The organism is Psychromonas sp. SR45-3, from assembly GCF_014163575.1.
Classification (GTDB): Bacteria; Pseudomonadota; Gammaproteobacteria; order Enterobacterales; family Psychromonadaceae; genus Psychromonas; species Psychromonas arctica.
Window position 1 is genome coordinate 604 of the sequence record NZ_JACJDP010000075.1, and the last position, 2,316, is coordinate 2,919.

Sequence of the window (2,316 nt, forward strand, 5' to 3'; positions counted from 1 at the left end):
TTATGTTCGATATAATCAAACTTAACTAAATGTGGCTCCTCTTGCTGGGCTTGAACCAGCGACACACGGATTAACAGTCCGTTGCTCTACCAACTGAGCTAAAGAGGAATTGTAACTTTCTCACTGAAAAATCTAAATACGGATTAACAGTGTCTCTATCGCTCTACCAACTGAGCTAAAGAGGAATTGTAACTTTCTCACTATTAAATCTAAATACGAATTAACAGTATCTCTATCGCTCTACCAACTGAGCTAAAGAGGAATTGTTCTTTTAAGTCTTCAAATTATCGGACTCGTTATGTTCGATATAATCAAACTTAACTAAATGTGGCTCCTCTTGCTGGGCTTGAACCAGCGACACACGGATTAACAGTCCGTTGCTCTACCAACTGAGCTAAAGAGGAATTGTAACTTTCTCACTATTAAATCCAAATATGAATTAATAGTGTCTCTATCGCTCTACCAACTGAGCTAAAGAGGAATTGTAACTTTCTCACTATTAAATCTAAATACGAATTAACAGTGTCTCTATCGCTCTACCAACTAAGCTAAAGAGGAATTGTAATCTTCTCACTATTAAATCTAAATGCGAATTAACAGTGTCTCTATCGCCCTACTAACTTAGCTATAGAGGAGATATAATTTTATAACTTACTATCATATCAATTGATTTATTAATTGATAGTCTAACTAGCGTTTATTTTTTCAGTCTCGTTAAAGACGGGCGCAGTATATTTTTTGCGTTTCCGCATGTCAACAAAAAAGGCCGATAAAAAAATTGGTTGCTGATAAATCAAGCAACCAATGTTCGTTATTTGTTAATTAGCCCTTTTTTGCTCATAATTAAAACAAATCAGATATCCCACTTAATGCTGCCAGCTAGTTTCTCTTTCATCATTTCAAGAGGTTCATCTTGCTCGCCAACAATAACAAGGCTTGCCTTACCGATATGCTCAGAGATTCCTTTTAAGTGCTGGTCTTTAAATGAAGAGGAAGGCTTAAACCCTGCATCTTCAGGAACCACAAAAACAGTAATACGTCCTTTTTCACCTTTTAAGATCATATGTAATGCAGAAGTCCCTTCAAAACTACAATAATTAACAAATAACACTTCACCAAAACTATCTGTCGCTTTTGCACCGTATATCGCTAATTTCGCATTCACACTTTGTAACGTCGCATTTTCATTTGCTTTTGCAGTTAAGAAATATTCTTGCTTAACATGCTGCAATGCAACACTACCAATATCAGAAGGTGTATGTACAAGCTGAGCACTATTAATAAGTGTTGTTGAATTTGTTAATTGCTCCCCCACCATTGGCACACTAATACCAATAATAAATGCAATTGAAGCAGCAATACCTATATGCCAACGCGCACTAACCGTTTTATCGTGTTCTAGCGCAAAACTTTGCTCTAATAAGATTTTATCAGTAAGATCACTTGGCACTTCAATTTGCAAACTATCTTTCAATAATTTATCAAAGGCTTTCGATTCTTCAACTAAATTTTTAGCACAATCAGAAGCTGCAGCTCGAGATAAAAACGCATCGCTTTTATCATTAGGTGTCGCTATCGCAGTATGCCGGAATAAAATATCATCCATGCGCTTCTCCGTTATTATTAATTTCAACTTTCAAGTTAGTTTTAAGCAGATTTTTTGCTCTAAATAACCGTGTTAAGACTGTGTTTTTATTTAAGTCCAATTGAGTCGCTATTTCTTCAGCAGTAAAACCAGCAATTAACTGCAATAACAATGGCTCTCTATAATCTGATGGCAAAGCAGCAATTTTTTGCTGAATTAACTCCTTATCATAGGGGCTATTATTTTCTTCTGCTGCGATTTCATAGTCGTCAATATCGACTAAAGACAATTGTTTTCGCTCAAAACGCCTTGCGTTTTCACGGCGTAAAATAGTAAATAACCATGCTTTAGCTGATTTATCATCTAATAAGCTATCTATGCTTTTCCACGCTCGCAGGCAAGTTTCTTGCACTAGATCTTGAGCAACCTCAGGATCACGGCAAACCCAAAACGCATAACGGTACAAATCTGCACTGTATACGTTCACTAGTGATTCATATCTTTTTTGTTTTCTGTCCATATCCTTATAGACCGCAGACGATGAACTTTTATTTCGTTTTGATGTAAAAAAATTCATTTTTTTCCTTAATACTCATTATGTTCTACACTCTTTAGCTTTATAGCTCAGTATAAAGCTATCGATACAGTCAGTAACATTGAATGTTTATAAATTAATTTTAAATTATTTTAAATTATTTTAAATTTTTTGAAATTTTTTGAAATTTTTTTTG

The 2,316-nt window shown here is 34.8% G+C and carries 2 protein-coding genes and 2 tRNA genes; all 4 read right to left on the minus strand.

Annotated elements, in window-relative coordinates:
- Positions 1-32 precede the first annotated feature (32 nt).
- Positions 33-108: transfer RNA gene (locus tag H5084_RS19075), tRNA-Asn, on the minus strand.
- A 220-nt stretch (positions 109-328) separates the two neighbouring features.
- Positions 329-404, minus strand: a tRNA-Asn gene (locus H5084_RS19080).
- Positions 405-853: 449 nt separating this feature from the next.
- Positions 854-1,606: a DUF3379 family protein gene (locus H5084_RS19085; RefSeq protein WP_182692215.1), complete on the minus strand. Its 753-nt coding sequence runs from the start codon at positions 1,604-1,606 to the stop codon at positions 854-856.
- Positions 1,599-2,162, minus strand: a complete 564-nt coding sequence (locus tag H5084_RS19090; protein WP_028870247.1) for a sigma-70 family RNA polymerase sigma factor — start codon at positions 2,160-2,162, stop codon at positions 1,599-1,601. Before H5084_RS19090 ends, H5084_RS19085 begins: the two co-directional genes overlap by 8 nt.
- Positions 2,163-2,316 lie beyond the last annotated feature (154 nt).

Excerpts from the sequence above, each read along its gene's own strand:
- H5084_RS19085 (WP_182692215.1), bottom strand. The coding sequence starts at position 1,606 with ATGGATGATATTTTATTCCGGCATACTGCGATAGCGACACCTAATGAT.
- H5084_RS19090 (WP_028870247.1), bottom strand. The coding sequence starts at position 2,162 with ATGAATTTTTTTACATCAAAACGAAATAAAAGTTCATCGTCTGCGGTC.